The organism is Nostoc sp. DedQUE04, assembly GCF_034530995.1.
GTDB lineage: Bacteria > Cyanobacteriota > Cyanobacteriia > Cyanobacteriales > Nostocaceae > Nostoc.
In genome coordinates this window covers 1-18,848 of record NZ_JAVRCA010000023.1, presented here as the reverse complement: position 1 = coordinate 18,848, position 18,848 = coordinate 1, and the positions used below count along the sequence as shown (strand labels likewise).

Sequence of the window (18,848 nt, the reverse complement as noted above, 5' to 3'; positions counted from 1 at the left end):
GACAAAAGATGCAACTGATAGACACGCACGTACATCTCAACTTTGATAGTTTTCAGCCGGATTTAGCAATAGTGCGATCGCGGTGGCAAGAAGCAGGTGTAGTGTGTTTAGTGCATTCCTGTGTTCACCCGGAGGAGTTTTCCAGTATTCAATCTATAACCCAAGAGTTTCCTGAGATTAGTTTTGCTGTAGGATTACATCCTTTAGATGCTGATAAATGGAATAGCGAGACAGCTGAGAAAATCAAAACTTTAGCGAGTTCTGACTCAAAAGTGGTAGCAATTGGGGAAATGGGTCTGGATTTTTACAAAGCTGATAACTATGAGCAACAGTATCTGGTGTTTGAGTCCCAGTTGGCGATCGCATCTGAACTAAATTTACCAGTGATTATCCACTGCCGTGATGCTGCCGTGGCAACCAAAGAAGTGTTGCAAAAATGGCGGCAACTCAAAGGAGAAAGAGTGCGGGGTGTGATGCATTGCTGGGGAGGAACACCTGAAGAAACTCAATGGTTTCTCGATTTAGGCTTTTATATCAGCTTTAGCGGTACAGTAACGTTTAAAAATGCCAAAGCAATCCAATCCTCAGCTGCAATGGTAAGTAGCGATCGCCTACTGATTGAAACAGACTGCCCATTTCTCGCTCCAGTTCCGAAACGGGGCGAGAGGCGCAACGAGCCTGCCTACGTACTTTATGTAGCCGAGCAAGTAGCTAAACTGCGTCAGGAAACGGTAGAGGCGATCGCTCATCAAACCACCCAAAATGCTTGTGAATTATTCGGTCTGTCAATATCAAGTATGTCCTAGTATCTTTTGTTAAGTTGTGTTAAAAAAATAAAACTAGAGGGGGACAAAAATATGCTAATATTATTGCCTCAAAAAGATTTTGCTTGCGCCATAATAATAGAGGAAGGAGCATAAAACTTTTCATCTTAAATTTTCCATACTGTTATGGCTTGCCCATCCTCAAAATCTCTACAAGCGGATGCTCTCCAGGCATTACTAACCGTACCAACCTAAATTGAGCTAGACTTTTGCACAACATCTGTTTAGTGTGTATTGAACCTATTCAAAATCGTTAAAGAAAAATTGCCTTGTGAGTATAATCCAGCAAAATGAAGTTATTCTGATTCAAAATCGACAAGGTGCGGATCGTTCCCTCAGTCTTAGGATATCTAAGAATATCACTGAGAGTATCAACAGCGGGGTGGATTTCAAACACACTGTGTAGAGCTGCGTCAGCAAATTAACGCGCTTTTTGGAGGGGAAGTGAAGAAAGTAAATCAAATTCAGGAATATTTTAACTGGATATTCTTTTTGAAATGGGCATTGGGAAGCCAGTGCTTTGAGTGGCTTTGGCAACTTGTACCGCTTCGAGGAAGTAAGCTATGCATAGCGTCTGCGGCCAGACAAGCAACTGGCGTCATTCGGTATGATATGCAGGAGGAAAAGACTTTCAGCAAGTTTTCCCCCGATTTCATAGTACCGAGTGCCTATCACTTAGTCCCTATTAGGGGTGATTGCTTCCTTGTCAAAATTGCTCATTCCAGCCAGATTTAATCGCTGGAGTCTACACCCATAAATTACAAGTGTCTAAGAAAAAGTTCCCAAACAGCTAAGGACACTGGCTAGCAGTGGGAAGCGTCAAAAAGCAGTGTCCAAGGGAAAATTGTACCAGGTTGACAAAGGAAGAGGCATGACTAAAGAAACATATATGGAACCCGCCTTTCTATTGCCCGACTTGATTGAAATCCAGCGCTCAAGTTTTCGCTGGTTTTTAGAAGAAGGGCTGATAGAAGAACTGAACTCCTTTAGTCCTATTACAGATTATACGGGTAAATTAGAACTGCACTTTTTGGGTCATAACTACAAACTCAAGGAGCCAAAGTACAGCGTCGAAGAAGCCAAACGGCGGGATAGTACTTATGCTGTGCAAATGTATGTTCCCACACGGTTGATTAATAAGGAAACCGGGGAAATCAAAGAGCAAGAGGTATTCATTGGTGATTTGCCTTTAATGACCGATCGCGGCACGTTTATTATTAACGGAGCCGAGCGGGTAATTGTCAACCAAATAGTGCGATCGCCAGGGGTTTATTACAAATCAGAAATCGACAAAAACGGTCGACGCACTTATTCAGCTAGCTTAATTCCCAACCGAGGAGCATGGTTGAAATTTGAAACAGACCGTAACGATTTGGTGTGGGTACGGATTGACAAAACCCGCAAACTATCAGCGCAGGTACTACTAAAAGCTTTAGGGTTATCAGACAACGAAATTTTCGATGCCTTACGCCATCCAGAGTATTTCCAAAAAACCATCGAAAAAGAAGGGCAGTTTTCTGAAGAAGAAGCCCTGATGGAGTTATATCGGAAACTGCGTCCTGGTGAACCACCCACAGTATTAGGTGGACAACAACTCCTAGATTCTCGTTTCTTTGACCCAAAACGTTATGACCTTGGTCGCGTTGGACGGTACAAACTCAACAAGAAATTGCGCCTTTCTGTTCCCGACACAATGCGCGTGTTAACTCCTGGCGATATCTTGGCAGCTGTAGATTACCTAATCAACCTAGAATATGATATAGGTAATATTGACGACATTGACCATTTAGGTAATCGCCGGGTGAGAAGCGTCGGTGAATTGCTCCAAAACCAAGTGCGCGTAGGGTTAAACCGCTTAGAAAGAATCATTCGGGAGCGGATGACGGTATCCGATGCTGAAGTGCTAACTCCCGCTTCCTTGGTGAACCCCAAACCATTAGTAGCAGCAATTAAAGAATTCTTTGGTTCCAGTCAGTTAAGTCAGTTCATGGATCAAACCAATCCTCTGGCGGAACTGACCCACAAACGCCGTTTGAGTGCCCTTGGTCCTGGTGGTTTAACCCGCGAACGCGCTGGATTTGCAGTGCGAGATATACATCCTAGTCACTATGGACGCATTTGCCCCATTGAGACACCAGAAGGTCCAAACGCCGGATTGATTGGCTCTTTAGCAACCCATGCAAGGGTAAATCTGTACGGCTTCTTAGAAACACCATTTAGACCTGTAGAAAATGGGCGAGTTAGATTTGATCTACCTCCAGCCTACATGACAGCCGATGAAGAAGACGACCTACGGGTTGCTCCTGGAGACATTCCTGTAGATGAAACTGGGCACATTATTGGTCCACAAGTACCAGTCCGGTATCGCCAAGAATTTTCCACCACAACACCAGAACAGGTGGACTACGTAGCAGTATCTCCCGTACAGATTGTGTCGGTAGCAACCAGCATGATTCCTTTCTTGGAGCATGATGACGCTAACCGAGCGCTGATGGGATCGAACATGCAACGGCAAGCAGTCCCCCTACTCAAACCAGAGCGTCCTTTGGTGGGTACTGGTTTGGAAGCCCAAGGAGCAAGAGACTCTGGGATGGTGATTGTATCGCGCACCGATGGCGATGTTACTTATGTAGATGCTACAGAAATTCGCGTCCGTCCTAAACCTAACACCCCCGAAATTAAATACATCCTTTCCAAGTATCAACGTTCCAACCAAGACACCTGTTTAAATCAGAAACCTCTCGTCCGCATTGGTGAACGGGTTGTTGCTGGTCAGGTATTGGCTGATGGTTCCTCCACTGAAGGTGGTGAATTGGCGCTAGGACAAAATATCGTCGTTGCCTATATGCCTTGGGAAGGGTACAACTACGAAGATGCAATTTTAATCTCTGAAAGACTGGTGCAGGATGATGTTTACACCTCAATTCACATTGAAAAATATGAAATTGAAGCTAGACAAACCAAACTGGGGCCAGAAGAAATTACCAGAGAAATTCCCAACGTCGGGGAAGATGCCTTGCGCCAGTTGGATGAACAGGGAATCATTCGCATTGGGGCATGGGTAGAAGCTGGTGATATCTTGGTAGGAAAAGTCACACCAAAAGGTGAATCTGACCAACCGCCAGAAGAAAAACTGTTACGTGCCATCTTTGGTGAGAAAGCACGGGATGTGCGAGACAATTCTCTGCGAGTACCAAACGGTGAAAAAGGCCGCGTAGTTGATGTGCGCTTGTTTACTCGCGAACAAGGCGATGAACTGCCGCCAGGAGCCAATATGGTAGTCCGGGTGTATGTAGCTCAAAAACGTAAAATCCAAGTTGGTGACAAAATGGCAGGACGCCACGGTAATAAAGGGATTATTTCTCGGATATTACCAGCAGAAGATATGCCTTATTTGCCCGATGGTTCACCAGTGGACATTGTACTCAACCCCTTGGGCGTACCCAGTCGGATGAACGTCGGACAAGTATTTGAATGCCTCTTGGGTTGGGCTGGTCAAACCTTGGGAGTGCGATTTAAGATTACTCCCTTTGATGAAATGTATGGGGAAGAGTCATCTCGCCGAATCGTGCATGGCAAATTGCAAGAAGCACGAGACGAAACAGGCAAAGACTGGGTGTATAACCCAGATAACCCAGGCAAAATCATGGTGTATGACGGTCGTACAGGTGAACCCTTTGACCGAGCAATTACCATCGGTGTGGCTTACATGCTGAAACTGGTGCATTTGGTGGATGATAAGATCCACGCCCGTTCCACAGGCCCATACTCACTGGTGACTCAGCAACCCTTGGGTGGTAAAGCACAACAAGGTGGTCAAAGATTTGGAGAAATGGAAGTGTGGGCATTAGAAGCCTTTGGGGCAGCTTACACCTTACAGGAATTGCTCACAGTTAAATCTGACGATATGCAAGGACGGAATGAAGCGTTAAATGCGATCGTTAAAGGTAAGGCAATTCCTCGACCTGGAACTCCAGAATCCTTTAAGGTGCTAATGCGTGAGCTGCAATCATTGGGGTTAGATATTGCCGTACACAAGGTAGAAACTCAAGCAGACGGCAGTTCCCTAGATGTGGAAGTCGATTTGATGGCAGACCAATCAGCCCGTCGCACACCTCCTCGACCAACTTATGAATCTCTTTCTCGCGAATCGCTAGAAGACGACGAATAATCAATAGTCATTAGTCCTTAGTTCTTTGTCATTAGCAAAAGACTAAGGACTAATGACCAATGACCAATGACTAATGACTAATAACTAAATATGAGACCTGCCCAAACTAATCAGTTTGACTACGTAAAAATCGGCTTGGCTTCCCCTGAACGCATTCGTCAGTGGGGCGAGAGAACATTGCCTAATGGTCAGGTAGTTGGTGAAGTTACCAAACCAGAGACGATTAACTACCGAACTCTCAAGCCAGAGATGGATGGCTTATTTTGTGAGCGCATCTTTGGGCCAGCAAAAGATTGGGAATGCCATTGTGGCAAGTATAAAAGAGTCCGTCATAGAGGTATTGTCTGCGAACGCTGTGGGGTAGAAGTCACCGAGTCACGCGTGCGTCGCCACCGCATGGGCTATATTAAACTCGCCGCACCAGTAGCTCACGTTTGGTATCTCAAAGGCATTCCTAGCTATATTTCCATCTTGTTAGATATGCCCTTACGGGATGTCGAGCAGATTGTTTATTTCAACTCTTATGTTGTCCTGAGTCCAGGTAATGCCGAAACTTTAACTTACAAACAGCTACTGAGTGAAGATCAGTGGTTGGAAATAGAAGACCAAATTTATAGCGAAGATTCTCAGCTGCAAGGCGTAGAGGTGGGCATTGGTGCTGAAGCACTGTTGCGCTTGCTTGCCGATATTAATTTAGAACAAGAAGCTGAAAGCCTACGCGAAGAAATTGGTAATGCCAAGGGGCAAAAAAGAGCCAAGTTAATTAAGCGACTGCGGGTAATTGACAATTTTATCGCCACTGGTTCCAAACCAGAATGGATGGTAATGGCAGTTATTCCCGTGATTCCCCCCGACTTGCGCCCAATGGTGCAACTAGATGGCGGACGGTTTGCCACCAGCGATTTAAATGATTTGTATCGGCGGGTAATTAACCGCAACAATCGTTTGGCACGCTTGCAAGAAATTTTGGCACCTGAGATTATTGTGCGGAACGAAAAGCGGATGCTGCAAGAAGCAGTAGATGCTTTGATTGACAATGGTCGTCGGGGACGCACTGTGGTAGGGGCAAATAATCGACCTCTAAAATCTTTGTCCGACATTATTGAGGGTAAGCAAGGACGTTTCCGACAAAACTTGTTAGGTAAACGGGTTGACTATTCTGGGCGTTCGGTTATTGTCGTCGGGCCAAAACTGAAAATTCACCAGTGCGGTTTGCCTAGAGAAATGGCAATTGAGCTATTTCAACCATTTGTGATTAACCGCCTGATTCGTAGCGGGATGGTAAATAACATCAAAGCTGCGAAAAAGCTGATATCCCGTAACGATCCCAGTGTTTGGGATGTGCTGGAAGAGGTGATTGAAGGACACCCTGTGATGCTAAACAGGGCGCCAACATTGCATCGCTTGGGGATTCAGTCTTTTGAACCAATTTTAGTAGAAGGTAGAGCGATTCAACTTCATCCTCTCGTCTGTCCAGCCTTTAACGCCGACTTTGACGGCGACCAAATGGCGGTACACGTCCCACTATCGTTAGAAAGTCAGGCTGAAGCGCGGTTATTGATGTTGGCTTCTAATAATATTTTGTCACCAGCCACAGGTAAACCCATTATCACGCCTAGCCAAGACATGGTGTTAGGGGCATATTACTTAACAGCAGAAAATCCCGGTGCAACAAAAGGCGCAGGAAAGTACTTTTCTTCACTAGAGGATGTAATTATGGCTTTCCAGCAGGAGCAAGTTGACTTGCACGCCTATATATATGTGCGGTTTGACGGTGAAATAGAATCAGATCAACCGGATACAGAACCCGTGAAAGTGACGGAGAACGAAGATGGTACCCGCACATTACTCTATAAGTTCCGTCGAGTCAGACAAGACGCTAAAGGCAATGTAATTTCTCAGTATATATATACCACTCCCGGTCGCGTTATTTACAATAATGCTATTCAGGAAGCACTTGCAAGCTAAAAGTGAGGAGTGAAAAGTTAAGAGTTAGGAGTTATTAATTACAAACTCCTAACTCCTAACTCCTAATTATTAATTTAGGACTAATGACTAATGACTAACGAAAAAATGATTTTTCGCAATCGGGTGGTTGATAAAGGTCAACTGAGAAATTTAATTTCTTGGGCCTTTACATATTATGGTACGGCGCGAACCGCAGTAATGGCGGACAAACTGAAAGATTTAGGATTTCGCTACGCTACCAAAGCAGGGGTTTCCATCAGTGTAGATGACTTGATGGTGCCACCAACTAAGCGATTGCTCTTAGAAGCAGCCGAAGAAGAAATTCGCGCTACTGAAACCCGTTACCAACGGGGCGAAATCACGGAAGTAGAACGTTTCCAAAAGGTAATCGATACTTGGAATGGTACTAGTGAAGCCTTGAAGGATGAAGTAGTAGTTCACTTCAAGAAGACTAATCCCTTAAACTCCGTATACATGATGGCATTCTCCGGGGCACGGGGTAACATCTCTCAAGTGCGGCAGTTGGTGGGTATGCGGGGATTGATGGCAGATCCCCAAGGAGAAATTATCGATTTGCCGATTAAAACCAACTTCCGTGAAGGACTCACTGTGACGGAATACATTATTTCGTCTTACGGTGCCAGAAAAGGATTGGTGGATACTGCCTTGCGGACGGCTGACTCTGGTTATCTAACGCGCCGATTGGTGGACGTATCCCAGGATGTAATTATTCGGGAATTTGACTGCGGCACCACTAGAGGTCTTGCAATTCAACCAATGACAGAAGGGGCCAAAACTTTAATTCCTTTAGCAACCCGCTTGATGGGACGGGTAATTGGTGAAGATGTGGTGCATCCGGTAACAAAAGAAGTGATTGCAGCACGTAATACCCCAATTTCTGAGGATTTGGCGAAGAAAATTGAAAAATCTGGGGTGAGAGAAGTTGTGGTGCGATCGCCCCTAACTTGTGAAGCCGCACGTTCCGTTTGTCAACACTGCTACGGCTGGAGTTTGGCACACGCCAAGATGGTAGATTTGGGTGAAGCTGTAGGGATTATTGCTGCCCAAAGTATCGGCGAACCTGGTACTCAGTTAACCATGCGGACATTCCACACTGGTGGGGTGTTTACTGGAGAAGTGGCGCAACAAGTTCGTTCTAAAATCGATGGGACTGTTAAGCTTCCCCGCAAACTGAAGACCAGAACATATCGTACCCGCCACGGGGAAGATGCCCTTTATATTGAGGCTAATGGCATCATGCTTTTGGAACCAACAAAAGTAGGTGATGTTACCCCAGAGAACCAAGAGGTTCACCTTACCCAAGGTTCAACACTATATGTATTTGATGGAAATAAGGTAAAACAAGGTCAGTTGTTGGCAGAGGTTGCCCTTGGTGGACGCACAACTCGGACTAATACAGAAAAAGCAGTTAAAGATGTAGCCTCTGACTTAGCAGGGGAAGTACAATTTGCTGAAGTAGTTCCAGAACAAAAAACTGACCGTCAAGGCAATACCACAACCACAGCCGCACGCGGTGGCTTGATTTGGATTTTGTCTGGGGAAGTTTACAACTTGCCGCCTGGTGCAGAATTGGTAGTAAAAAATGGTGATGCGATCGCCTCTAATGGAGTTTTAGCAGAAACCAAGTTAACCAGTTTGCACGGCGGTGTGGTGCGGTTGCCAGAAGCTACCCCAGGTAAGAGTACCAGGGAAATTGAAATTATCACTGCTTCTGTGGTACTAGACCAAGCAACAGTGACAGTCCAAAGTTCCCAAGGGCGTAATAACTACTTAGTTTCCACTGGTAACAACCAAGTATTTAACCTGCGGGCTACACCAGGCACAAAAGTGCAAAATGGTCAAGTGGTAGCTGAGTTAATCGACGATCGCTATCGGACAACCACTGGTGGTTTCCTAAAATTTGCGGGTGTAGAAGTCCAGAAAAAAGGCAAAGCCAAGCTAGGTTATGAAGTCGTGCAAGGCGGTACTCTTTTATGGATTCCCGAAGAAAGCCACGAAGTTAATAAAGATATCTCCTTGCTGTTGGTAGAAGACGGTCAGTTTGTCGAAGCTGGCACCGAGGTAGTAAAAGATATCTTCTGCCAAAACAGTGGTGTGATAGAAGTTACCCAGAAAAACGATATCCTGCGGGAAGTTGTAGTTAAGCCAGGGGAACTACTGATGGTGGACGATCCCGAATCAGTTATCGGGCGAGATAACACCTTCATCCAACCAGGTGAGGAATTCCAAGGCAATGTCGCCAGAGAATTGCGTTACATCCAGTATGTAGAGACACCAGAAGGACCCGCCCTATTGAGCCGTCCAGTAGTTGAGTTTGCCGTCCCTGATAATCCAGATGTGCCATCAACTACATCGGTAAGTCAACAAACCGGGCGATCGATTCAATTAAGAGCGGTGCAGCGACTACCTTATAAAGATTCAGAACGTGTCAAATCTGTTGAAGGTGTGGAACTGCTACGAACCCAGCTAGTGCTGGAAATTGAGCAAGAAGGGGAACAAGACCATAATGCTTCGCCCCTAGCAGCAGATATTGAATTAGTAGAGGATACCGAAGACCCAGAAGTTCAACGTTTACAACTAGTGATTTTGGAATCCTTGGTAATTCGTAGAGACATTACCGCTGATGCTACCCAAGGTAGTACCCAGACGACACTTGAGGTACACGATGGGTTAACCATCGCCCCAGGTTCTGTAGTCGCACGTACCCAAATCTTGTGTAAAGAAGGCGGGGAAGTACGAGGTGTTCAAAAAGGAACCGAAAACGTGCGTCGCTGTTTGGTGTTGCGCGACGCTGACAGGCTTCCTATTAATACTAGTACTCAGCCAAAGGTAAAAGTGGGTGATTTGCTAGTAGAAGGTACAGAAGTTGCTCCTGGAGTTTTTGCTCCAGAATCAGGACAAGTAGTCGATATTAAAAGCGTCGCTGCTGCATCTGGTGGAGAATCAGCTTTGAGTACTAAAAACTACGTTATTACTACCCGTATCGGTCGTCCTTATCGAGTCAGCCCTGGTGCTGTGTTGCAGATAGAAGACGGCGATTTGGTACAACGGGGTGATAACTTGGTGTTGCTAGTGTTTGAACGCGCCAAAACCGGAGATATCATTCAAGGTTTACCTCGGATTGAGGAATTACTTGAAGCTCGTAAACCTAAAGAAGCGTGCATCTTATGTCGGCGGGGCGGAGAAGTTAAGGTGGTTTACGGTGATGGTGATGAAGCGATCGCTATTAAGGTCGTAGAATCAAATGGCGTGGTGACAGATTATCCTCTGGGGCCAGGACAAAATTTGATTGTGCCAGATGGCTCGACAGTATTAGCAGGACAACCGTTGACTGATGGCCCATCCAATCCCCATGAAATTTTGGAAATCTTCTTTAGCTTGGGTTCTGAAGATGGAATCTATGCTTGTGCTAGCCTTGCTTTACAGAAGGTACAAACCTTCTTAGTGAATGAAGTGCAAATGGTGTACCAGTCTCAAGGTATTGATATTTCCGATAAGCACATTGAAGTGATTGTTCGCCAGATGACCAACAAAGTCAGGATTGATGATGGTGGTGACACCACAATGCTTCCTGGCGAATTGGTAGAACTGCGCCAAGTCGAGCAGGTAAACGAAGCTATGGCAATTACAGGCGGTGCTAGGGCACAGTACACTCCAGTATTGTTGGGGATCACCAAAGCATCGTTGAATACCGACAGCTTTATTTCCGCCGCCTCCTTCCAAGAGACAACACGGGTACTCACCGAAGCAGCTATTGAAGGCAAATCTGACTGGCTGCGCGGATTAAAGGAAAACGTGATTATCGGGCGATTGATTCCGGCTGGTACTGGATACAATACCTATGAAGAACCAGGAGCGATCGATGACTATGCTGCTGAAATTACCAGTAGTGTGTTAGATGAAGTTGACGATCCCCTAGATATGGTCTTAGACGATCGCACAGCTCGCAACTATAATTTAGATTCTCCTACTCTTGGAGAATCTGGCTTTGGCAGCAGACGTGCAGAAAGGTCAATTCTAGATGAAGAAGACGAATTAATTGCTGACGAAGTAGTAGACGACGACGATTACGAGGAAGAAGAGGAAGACGACGAAGATGATTTCGACGACGAATAGAGACTTGAAATTTCGCGTCTAAAAGGTAAAAGGTAAAAGGTAATATCGAGTCTGCCCAATTACCAATAATCAAACTACCTCACCCATGCTAGCGCACCCCTTGGCAAGGGGTGCGCTAGTTTCAGTTTTACCCCTAACGAGCAAGTCGTCGTATTCAATTAAAATAAGCGATCGCAATCAATAGACTGAAATTTTCTGTTTCACAGAGTCTAGTCATTTACATCGCTTAAAATCTTGTATTTAGTCGTCTTAAGAAGACTTTAGCTATTAGCTTGAGAATTTCTTTTCAACCAGGATAGCAACGAACTGAATAATCGAAAAGATGTTGGGAATCATAACCCTAGAAAAAGAGGGGATTAAGCATTAGCTGTTATTTTGAATTTCATCTAACTTAGCACGCACTGCTTGAATATCCTGCCACATCAACCATTTTGGCGCACCTCTTTCTTTAGAAGGATTACGCAGCAAGTAAGAAGGATGAAAAATTGGCATACATAAACGCCCTTCCCACTCTAGCCACTGGCCGCGAATTTTCGTAATCCCCCGCTTATCGCCAGTGATACCTTTGACAGCAGTTGCACCCGTTAACAGAATTATTTTAGGGTCAACTAAGCGAATTTGTTCTAATAGGTAGGGTAGACAAGCCGCTACTTCTACAGGAGTGGGAACTCTATTATCCGGTGGGCGACATTTATTGATATTCGCGATATATACATCATGCTCAGTAGTCAGATTCACCGATGCCAAAATTTTCTCCAGCAATTGTCCCGATCTGCCTACAAATGGTAAACCCGTTTCATCTTCATTTTGACCTGGGGCTTCTCCCACAACCATAATTGGTGCTTTGAGATTGCCACGTCCGACAACAGCATGAGTGCGAGTGTCTCCCAACGCACAACGGTGGCAGCGATCGCAATGCTGTGTCAACTCCGTTATATCAGAATAAGTTCCGGGAGCGATCGGAATTTTCGCGTCTGTAGGAATCAGTTCTCGTTGATTAAAAGTTGAGTCGTCGAAGAGGCTGAGTTGGGTTTCGCTGCTCATGAAAATCAGGATTTTGGCATCAGCGCCAGCTGTTATATCTGAGTTAAATAGCCTTTTGGCTGGATATCGATCAGAACAATAAACTTTTGCTGAATACTTAATTATTTATACAAATCTTATTGTATCAGTTAATTTGAGACAAAATTCAGTCATGATAAAAGCAGTGCCGTCTTAAAATGCTGGGGGAAACCATGTCACATACCCCACTTTTCGCCGATCGTACCCATGCAGGTGAGTTATTGGCGCGAGTAATTCATAATGTTTTGACTCAGCAAACTATTGATTCTGGGGTAAAGCCTGTACCAATTGTTTATGCTTTGCCAAGAGGAGGTGTACCAGTAGCAGCACCAATAGCACGTCTTTTAGATTGTCCGTTGACAATTGTTGTGGCAAAAAAGATTAGCCATCCAGAAAACCCAGAATTAGCAATTGGTGCAGTGACTACTTCTGGAAATGTTCTTTGGGCCGATCAAAAGCTATTTCGCTCCAAACATGATGCGCGGTGGCGAGAAATAGCTTTAAATAAAGCGATAAACCTTGCTAAATCTCTTGAGGCTCAATTAATTCCTACTTGTCCGCAAGTAAATGCAGAGAATGCTACGTTGATCTTAATTGATGATGGTATTGCTACAGGTATGACAATAGCGGTAGCAGCAACTGCTATGAGAGCGCTTTCTCCAGCAACAGTTTGGCTATGTACTCCAGTAGCGCCACAAAAATTGCTACCTTGGTTAGAACAGTGGGGCGATCGCACAATAGTTTTGGAAACACCCGAACCTTTTTGGAGCGTGAGTAATTTTTACGCAGAATTTCCCCAAGTAGATACATTAGAAGTTCTCGTATATCTCCAACAACAAAAGACAATCGGGGGAATTGATCTGTACGAGTAAATTTGAATTGTTTTCCAATCTTGCTTTTTAACTATTTGAAGATGTTCCCTGCTGATATTGCATAGCCTTGGCATAATCACCCAACGCGTAGCAAGCGACTTTCAGACTGGCAAGAGCTTGTTCTTCACTGCGACGATCTTTGATATTTCTAGCTAACAGCAAACGTTCTTCATAATATGTAATTGCTTTGTTGTAATCACCCAAAGCTTCACAAGCAACTCCTAAACTACTTAAAGACTGTTCCTCACTACGCTTGTCTTGAATTTGTCTAGCTAATTGCAATCGATCTTCATAATACTTAATTGCTTTGGTATAATCACCTAAAGCATAACAAGCATTACCCAGATTCTTTAGCACTTGAGAAGCACTGCGGACATTTTTTAATGAGCGTGATAGTACTACACACTGCTCATAATAGGCGATCGCTTTTGAGTAATTGTTCAAAGCATACCAAGCATTACCCAAATTCTTGAGTACCTGTTCTTCGCCCCAATGATCTTTGAGTTCCCGCACAATCTCTAGACTTTGCTGTTGATACTCAATAGCCTGTGTAAAATTACTTAAAGCTTTATACACCAATCCCAAATTATTGAGTGCCGCGACTTGACTGCGTTTGTCTTGCAACTTTTGCGTTATTTTCAAACATTTTTCTAGAAACTCAATAGCCTTGTTATGATCGTTCAAATGACGGTATGCATTTCCTAAATGGGAAAGTGCTTGCATCTGCAATGTTAAATCTGAGGTGTTATTAAGCAAAGACAGACACTGTTGGGAGTAAGAGATAGTACCTTTGTAGTCTCCAGCACTGTAAGTTACCAATCCTAAAAAAGAAAGTACCTGTGCCTGTTTTTCTAAATCGCCAACTGCCTGAAACAGCCCCAAGGATTGTTGTAAAGACTTCATAGCCGTTATTAATTCGCCACCTTGCTGCTGTTGAATTCCTTGCCTTAGTAGCTTGGACGCTTCTGACAAATGGTCATCACTTTCTTGTAGAGATATTATTTCTGCTTGTGAACCAGAGTCAAATTCATGGGTAATTGTATTACGCTTCACTGGTTTTAGGTATGTTATGGGTAATTGCAAAGGAACTGTATTTTTCGAGATCGTTATTCCATTCGCCTTTAGACATCAACTTCTTCTTGTGAAGTCTGGTGCTAAATCTAGTGTTCCCAAAACCAGGGCGCATCTTTCATCAGTCCGCTTTACCACAGCATAAGTTTAGGAGAGGTAAGAGTTATATATAGCGATCGTTAATTGAGGCTTTCAGATTTATGCTCACGAAGAGTAATAACTATATAGCTTGCGATCGTCTCTATTTGTTATCTATTCGTGTTCTCTACGTCTAGAATAGTTTGATTAAAAAACTATTTTTGACAAGTTTATTTAATAGTTTTATTATCAATATCTGTCCTGTATGTATGGTGCAGAATATCCCGTACCTCCATTAAAATTTTTCCTAGCATATTTTTACCACTCCCATCAGCTCCACAACCCCAGTAGAAATCGATAGGCGAGTTTTCAACAATTTCTACATTGTTTGTAGAAAGTAAAATATCTCTAATATCTGTATGAGTTTGAAATTTGCACAGCACAGCTTGCCGCATGATATCATCTTTAACCTGTTCCCAATCTTGGCGTAAGGGGCGCGTTCTCTCACGCCCCATTCTTGCTGCATCTTTAGGTGTTTTAACTAGGCGGATTTGTTCTGCATGAGGTGTACCCACAAACTTTTGCGCCTGAAAGTAGTGTTCGCTAGTTGACCAATACAATCCATCTAATTCAAAGCCGTGAGACGAAAAGTTAGAGAAACAGCCATACTCTTCACGAGTACTATAAAAATAAATTGTCATAAAATTTGATATATTTTTTTTGAATTTACTGAATTTGTAAGTTTTTTATAAAATAGATGATTTATTTTCTGTTGATTCAATAAATGCCTCAAACTGACCATTAGGAGTCCATTGAATAGCTCCATCTCGCCCTGTAAAGAACAGTTTAGTTTTGCTTTGATTCAGTTCAGATAAAGTTTTTGGATCAAAGTTGGCAGAAGAAGCGATCGCTACTTGTGGTTGCAAAGCAATCACTAAATCTTTTAATGACTCAGGGGCACACCAAAGCACTTGCGGGCGAGGCAAGCTTCCATTTTTAACTAGTTGCTGTACCTCTTTAGATTTAACATTACCTACTAATAGCCAATTTTGATCTAAAATTTGCAATTGTAAAATTGGTAATTGGTCGTTAATTAATTGCGCTACTATCGAGCCAGCTTTCACAGATTGACCAACTCCCAAAGGTTGATAAATTCCTTGATGTTTTTGTAGTTCCTGTTGAATAGCCTGAGTTGTAATAGAATTATCTGTTTGAGGTGAATATTCATAAAAATTATTGATTGGTAAACGTTGCATTAATTCAAACCAAGCATTACTTTCGTTACCTTGAAAATCAGTTGCGATCGCCCAATTTATTTGATTTACACCCTGCTGTTGTAAAAACGGTAATATTGTAAAACGTCCTGTACCTTCATCGCCACTGTTAATGACAGTTACAGTACCTCGATCTTGAACGACTACAATTGGTTCTGTCCCCGATTCTAAGACTGTTATCCTAAACAATGTATTTTTAGAATGCCAAAGTGGGATGAATACTAAACCAATCGCAATCATATTAGCAAACCACCACCGCCTTTGCCACCAACGCACTAACCAGACCAATATAATTAGTATATAAACCGCCAAAAGCTGCCAAGTAGATATACTGCCCACCGCAACAGAATTTCCAGGCAAATTGCTAAAAAAATCTACTAGTTTAATTAACCAATCAGTAGGATAATGTAATACCCCTGCCAGGAAGCTTCCGGCGTCAGTCCAAACTAAACCTACTAACGCACTGATGATTCCACCTATACTAATGATCGAAATTAATGGAGTACTAACCACATTCAGCAATAGACTATAAGATGGTACAACTCCAAAGACAAAAAGTTGCACAGGTAAAGTCCAAATAGTGGCAGCTAGGGGAACAGCAATCAAAGCAGCGATCGCAGGTGGTAGCCATGCTAGGCGATTGACTAATGCGGGTACTGTTACAACTAATCCTAGTGTTGCTAAAAAACTCAATTGAAAACCTAAATCCCAAATCCATAGAGGATTAAATACCAATAACAGAGTTGCTGCTAATAGTAATGAGCCGAACTGTTTTACTTTTCTTTTTAAGAGTAAACCAACTAATGCCGCAAAACCCATAATTACGGCTCTGAGAACCGCAGGTTGAAAACCTGTTAAACTCAGAAAAATCATTAAAGCCAAAAAGCCAAGAGTAAATTGCGTTCCTTTTCTTGCTCGCCTCGTTAGCTGTAAAATCACACTCAAAATCAAAGAAGTTTGGAACCCAGAAGCTGCTAAAGCATGAGCTAATCCGGCTTGTACAAATAAGTCTCGGATATCGTAGGGTAAATCAACAGCTTTGCTTCCCAACACCATTGCACTGACAAGAGGCCCTTCAGGGATACCCAACCAACGAACTTGCGATCGCACAATTCGCTCCCGAATTTGCCACCATCCCCATTTACGTTCTGGTTCCAAAACATTTATTTGTCGCCCAACTAGACCGGCAAACGTTCCTTCTTGCTTGAGAAACTTCTGAAAATCGAAACCACCAGGATTGGAAGCTGCCTTTGGTTTGTACAAAATCCCAGTCACGGCAATTTGTTGACTAGGATATAACCCAGTCGCCTGAAGTATAGGCACTGTCACATATAATTTACCCGTTACCCCTTTTGGCACACCTGCTGAACCTTTTTCATTTTTGACTTCATCTATTTGAGTCGCTTCCAGCCAAAATTGTCCCCGCTGACTGTGAGTTAAACGGGGATTACTCGCCACTTCCCCACGAACAATCACAAGTTGCTCTTGATTATTGCTATTTCCAGGTGGAACAAACTGACTAATATCTTTTGCACCCGGTTGCGGCACGCGCCATTGAAAATATAGAGTTGCTAATAATCCCACCAAGCCAGCAGCTAGCCATATTCGAGGATGGGGAGTAGTTTGCCAAGTGTTAGGCACTACTTTATTCTTGCTTCCAGCATTTTCTGGTTTCTGAGCAAATTGCCGTAAAGTGGTGCGTCTTCTAAAAATAATTGCTCCCACTATCCCCAAAACCAAAATCCCCACACCACCCCAAGGAACTCCTGTAAGCAGCAAGCCAAAAATGTAGCTAAGACAAATAATTACACCACTGGTTTGAATCATAAGATTTTTGTAAAAGCACCTAGCAATCCGAATTTGCAGATAGTTTAAATATAGATAGGGCAGCAATAAAGAAAAATCCGCGTTGCTGAATTTTGTTATGAAATTCAAAAATAAAATATTCCAAACTCTTATTATCAGTGCTTGGAGCACCTCTACGTGAGCTTTTTATTTCTTTAAATCAGCAACAGCGAAAAGTTTTTATACTTGTGGTGAGTATAGTCCATCAAGTTTATATAAACAAAGCCCGCACAGGCGGGCCTTATCCTTGTAGCTTTAAGTAGCTTTAATGTTCTAGATTCAATATTTAACCGTCTTTCTGTCCTTTAGCAAAAGCCACATCAAAAAAATATACCTAGCTTAAACCTCAGCAGCAGAAATATAAACAAAACACAAAATCATAGTGAATTAAATTTGCCATGACTCTGCGTACTTTGCCTTTGTTTTTCCGTTACTCTGGCTTTAAAAACGCTACTATTTTACACAAAACTAGTACTTAGTTCATGTATAGCCGCACCCTTTAGGATATTGGGCTTCCTGTTGAACCTACAGTATCTTTGAGCAAAGGAAAAGCCAACTTCTCCCTTTGCTCAACATATAAATGAGCTACCTTCCTAGCCAAATGCCGAATCCTGGCAATATAGCGAGTTCTTTCCGTCACCGAAATCACACCTCTAGCATCCAGCAGATTGAATGTGTGCGAACACTTCATTACATAATCTAAGCTAGGCAATACCAATCCTCGCTCCGTCAATTGGGTAGCTTCCTGCTCGTACAAATTAAATAATGTCAGTAGCAACTCAGGATTTGACGCTTCAAAGTTGTATGTGCACTGCTCAATCTCACTTTGCAGGAAAACATCTCCATAAGTAATGTTGTCTGTCCACTGGATCTTAGTAAATGCTTCTACTTGTTGGAGATACATTGTCAGCCGCTCTAACCCGTATGTAATTTCAATCGACACCGGACGGCAATCAATTCCTCCACATTGTTGGAAGTAAGTAAATTGAGTAACTTCCATCCCATCTAACCATACTTCCCACCCAGTACCCCAAGCTCCCACAGTTGCATCTTCCCAGTTATCCTCTACAAACCGAATATCGTGGTCTTCAGGACGAATACCTAAAGCCCTTAACGAATCAAGATAAATCTCCTGAATATTATCTGGGGACGGCTTGATTAGAACTTGGTACTGATAATAGTGTTGGAAACGATTGGGGTTTTCGCCATAGCGTCCATCTGTAGGGCGACGACAAGGTTCAACGTAAGCAACAGCCCACGGTTCTGGCCCCAATGCTCTTAAAAATGTTTGCGGATTCTTAGTACCAGCCCCCTTTTCAATATCGTAGGGCTGGGCAATAAGACAACCGCGATCGCTCCAGAAATGATGCAATAAACTTATTACCGACTGAAAATTCACGCTTGTTCCATCCTTAGTCAACACAGTGCATAAACCATTGTTGCCTAGAACTCGGCACTGTGGGCAGTTTCAGGGGACACAAAAACAATCCAAAAATATTTTGGGAAAAATAGTTGACACAAAGAATTAGGTTCGTTATATTGAATA

General features: G+C 43.3%; 9 protein-coding genes and 1 pseudogene. 5 read left to right on the top strand and 5 right to left on the bottom strand.

The annotated features are described in order from the left end of the window. Positions 1-8 precede the first annotated feature (8 nt). The 4 genes from RM049_RS17410 to RM049_RS17400 all read left to right on the top strand — a co-directional run bounded on the left by RM049_RS17410 (position 9) and on the right by RM049_RS17400 (position 11,100). A complete protein-coding gene (locus tag RM049_RS17410) occupies positions 9-806 on the top strand; it encodes a TatD family hydrolase (protein ID WP_322705059.1) in 798 nt (265 codons plus the stop codon). Positions 807-1,695: 889 nt separating this feature from the next. Continuing rightward, positions 1,696-4,995, top strand: a complete 3,300-nt coding sequence (gene rpoB / locus RM049_RS17405; RefSeq protein WP_322674423.1) for a DNA-directed RNA polymerase subunit beta — start codon at positions 1,696-1,698, stop codon at positions 4,993-4,995. A gap of 90 nt (positions 4,996-5,085) precedes the next feature. Beyond that, the gene (locus tag RM049_RS39305) at positions 5,086-6,963 is read left to right on the top strand and encodes a DNA-directed RNA polymerase subunit gamma (RefSeq protein ID WP_416211840.1); all 1,878 of its coding nucleotides are present in this window, start codon (positions 5,086-5,088) and stop codon (positions 6,961-6,963) included. Positions 6,964-7,053: 90 nt separating this feature from the next. After that, on the top strand, positions 7,054-11,100 hold the full coding sequence (locus tag RM049_RS17400) for a DNA-directed RNA polymerase subunit beta'' (protein WP_409883638.1): 4,047 nt from the start codon (positions 7,054-7,056) through the stop codon (positions 11,098-11,100). A gap of 363 nt (positions 11,101-11,463) precedes the next feature. Here RM049_RS17400 and RM049_RS17395 read toward each other — a convergent pair whose 3' ends face one another. Then, on the bottom strand, positions 11,464-12,144 hold the full coding sequence (locus RM049_RS17395) for a uracil-DNA glycosylase (RefSeq protein WP_322674424.1): 681 nt from the start codon (positions 12,142-12,144) through the stop codon (positions 11,464-11,466). 191 nt (positions 12,145-12,335) lie between these two features. Here RM049_RS17395 and RM049_RS17390 point away from each other — a divergent pair, with 191 nt between their 5' ends. Continuing rightward, on the top strand, positions 12,336-13,034 hold the full coding sequence (locus RM049_RS17390; RefSeq protein ID WP_322705058.1) for a phosphoribosyltransferase: 699 nt from the start codon (positions 12,336-12,338) through the stop codon (positions 13,032-13,034). Between the two features lie 27 nt (positions 13,035-13,061). On the opposite strand, the pseudogene RM049_RS17385 reads toward RM049_RS17390, so the two are convergent. The 4 genes and pseudogenes from RM049_RS17385 to glyQ all read right to left on the bottom strand — a co-directional run bounded on the left by RM049_RS17385 (position 13,062) and on the right by glyQ (position 18,701). Beyond that, a pseudogene (locus RM049_RS17385) lies at positions 13,062-14,163 on the bottom strand (tetratricopeptide repeat protein). 250 nt (positions 14,164-14,413) lie between these two features. Beyond that, entirely contained in the window at positions 14,414-14,884 is a 471-nt protein-coding gene (locus RM049_RS17380; protein ID WP_322690516.1) for an NADAR family protein, read from the bottom strand. Between the two features lie 45 nt (positions 14,885-14,929). Continuing rightward, positions 14,930-17,284 (bottom strand): ComEC/Rec2 family competence protein, encoded by a 2,355-nt coding sequence (locus RM049_RS17375; protein WP_322705057.1) that lies wholly within the window; start codon positions 17,282-17,284, stop codon positions 14,930-14,932. Positions 17,285-17,801: 517 nt separating this feature from the next. After that, the gene (glyQ, locus tag RM049_RS17370) at positions 17,802-18,701 is read right to left on the bottom strand and encodes a glycine--tRNA ligase subunit alpha (RefSeq protein ID WP_322705056.1); all 900 of its coding nucleotides are present in this window, start codon (positions 18,699-18,701) and stop codon (positions 17,802-17,804) included. Positions 18,702-18,848 lie beyond the last annotated feature (147 nt).

Coding starts and splice junctions, on each gene's coding strand:
- RM049_RS17410 (WP_322705059.1), top strand. CDS start 9: ATGCAACTGATAGACACGCACGTACATCTCAACTTTGATAGTTTTCAG.
- rpoB (WP_322674423.1), top strand. CDS start 1,696: ATGACTAAAGAAACATATATGGAACCCGCCTTTCTATTGCCCGACTTG.
- RM049_RS39305 (WP_416211840.1), top strand. CDS start 5,086: ATGAGACCTGCCCAAACTAATCAGTTTGACTACGTAAAAATCGGCTTG.
- RM049_RS17400 (WP_409883638.1), top strand. CDS start 7,054: ATGACTAACGAAAAAATGATTTTTCGCAATCGGGTGGTTGATAAAGGT.
- RM049_RS17395 (WP_322674424.1), bottom strand. CDS start 12,144: ATGAGCAGCGAAACCCAACTCAGCCTCTTCGACGACTCAACTTTTAAT.
- RM049_RS17390 (WP_322705058.1), top strand. CDS start 12,336: ATGTCACATACCCCACTTTTCGCCGATCGTACCCATGCAGGTGAGTTA.
- RM049_RS17380 (WP_322690516.1), bottom strand. CDS start 14,884: ATGACAATTTATTTTTATAGTACTCGTGAAGAGTATGGCTGTTTCTCT.
- RM049_RS17375 (WP_322705057.1), bottom strand. CDS start 17,284: ATGATTCAAACCAGTGGTGTAATTATTTGTCTTAGCTACATTTTTGGC.